Genomic DNA, 1,565 nt, shown 5'->3' with positions numbered 1-1,565 from the left:
GGCAACCAGTGCCTCGATGCGGCGACCAGCAGCGCGCCGGCGACCAGCCCGAGGCTGCCGAGCGTCGTGGCAAGCCGGCCGGTCGATTTCGCCTCGCCCAAAGCGCCGCCTCGTCGTTTCACCGGATCATACATTAGGCGCCGATGACATCGCTTGAAAAGCAAGGCTTTGCGTTAAGTCTCGCGCAACCAATGCGGCCTACAATCGAGCATCGGATGTCGAGGGGGATGACATGACGCGCAAGCCGACACTGCTCTTTGCCTTCCCGGCTCTCATGCTGTTCCTGCTGGCGGCGGAACGGACGGCGACGTTTCTGCTCGGAACCTATTCGGCCAGCCCGACCATGTGGCGCATCTGGCTCGAGCTGCGCCCCTTCTCGACGATGTTCTGGCAGCAGGTGGACTTCTATCTCGGCGGCTCGATGGCCGTCGATGCCGCCGTCATCGTCGTTGCGTCAGGCGTCTGCTGGATGGCTTGCCATGCCAAGAGATCCGCCGGCTTCTTCCTCGCCAACCATGCCGCGCTGATGTTCGCCGGTCTGATGATAGCGGCCGGCAGCCGTTCGGAAACGGCGAGCACGATCGCCAACTTCACGGCGCCGCGCGGCTTTCAATTCTCGCTGGCGATCGACTTCAGCTTGAAAAACTGCATGGTGCTGTGCCTTGGCCTTGCGGCCTGCGCCTATTGCCACGTCGCCTTCCTGCGCGAGGCGAGGCTGCGCGCCGAAGCCCGCGCCGTCCGCATCCTGGCGCTGCAGCGTGATCTGTAAACCGTGCTGATCGGAATGCCTTCCGCTATCGCCCGGTGCCGCGTCAGTTGATCTTCTTGTAGTAGACTTTACCGTCGGCCTGCTGGATGCGCTGATAGGACGGATTGGGTCCGGGCGGCGCGGCCTTGCCCTTGAATGCCGGCGCGCCGACGGACGGGTTTTCACCTGCCGAGGCCTCGGCCACGGTCGTGTTGGCGAAACTAGGCTCTGGCGCCCGCGGCGGCTCGGCGTCGGCGGCGACGGGCTGGCCCTGCTCAAGCCGGGCAAGATTGCCGTTTATCTGGCCGAAACTCGCCTGCAGCTGCCGGTCCAGCGTCTCGAACCGGCTCTGGAAGCCGTTGTTGACGGTATCGATGCGCGCGCCGATCCGCTGCTCGAACTGGCCGAGCTGGTCCAACCGCGCCTCCAATGCCCGAAGGTCGTTGACGCCGCGATAGAGATAGATGGCGGCGGTGACGTTGATGGCGGTGACGAGGACCGCGCCGGCCGCGACCACGCCGATGGTTCTCGCCCGGCTCGGCCTGCCCGGCGCCTTTTCCCGTTCGCTGAGTTCGATTGCCGGAATATCCGTCTCGCTGATCATCGTCATTCAACCACCACCTTTGCGCCCACCGCGACGCGCTTGAAGAGATCTATCACATCCGTGTTCGTCAGCCGAAAACATCCGGACGTGCCGTCGAAGCCGACACCCTTGGGATCGTTGGTGCCATGGATGCGATAGAGCGTGTCGCGGCCGTCGCGCGACAGATAGAGCGCCCTGGCGCCAAGCGGATTGTAGGGACCGGCGGGCACCATC

The 1,565-nt window shown here is 64.6% G+C and carries 3 protein-coding genes; 1 reads left to right on the top strand and 2 read right to left on the bottom strand.

What is annotated here, in order from left to right:
- Positions 1-232 precede the first annotated feature (232 nt).
- Positions 233-769, top strand: coding sequence for a hypothetical protein (locus tag EOA49_RS31880; RefSeq protein WP_127243596.1), 537 nt, complete (start codon positions 233-235; stop codon positions 767-769).
- A gap of 43 nt (positions 770-812) precedes the next feature.
- Here the strand turns inward: EOA49_RS31880 and EOA49_RS31875 are convergent, their stop codons facing one another.
- Positions 813-1,358 (bottom strand): hypothetical protein, encoded by a 546-nt coding sequence (locus EOA49_RS31875; RefSeq protein WP_127242247.1) that lies wholly within the window; start codon positions 1,356-1,358, stop codon positions 813-815.
- A partial coding sequence (locus tag EOA49_RS31870) for a L,D-transpeptidase (protein WP_164749382.1) occupies positions 1,355-1,565 on the bottom strand: 211 nt, incomplete at its 5' end. The genes EOA49_RS31875 and EOA49_RS31870, both read right to left, overlap by 4 nt.

Source organism: Mesorhizobium sp. M1A.F.Ca.IN.020.04.1.1 (assembly GCF_003997315.1).
GTDB lineage: Bacteria > Pseudomonadota > Alphaproteobacteria > Rhizobiales > Rhizobiaceae > Mesorhizobium.
Note: the sequence above shows the minus strand (reverse complement) of the source record. Positions and strands in the feature narration are given on the sequence as shown.

What these genes read in the sequence shown, in the direction of transcription:
- EOA49_RS31880 (WP_127243596.1), top strand. Translation starts at nt 233, where the DNA reads ATGACGCGCAAGCCGACACTGCTCTTTGCCTTCCCGGCTCTCATGCTG.
- EOA49_RS31875 (WP_127242247.1), bottom strand. Translation starts at nt 1,358, where the DNA reads ATGACGATGATCAGCGAGACGGATATTCCGGCAATCGAACTCAGCGAA.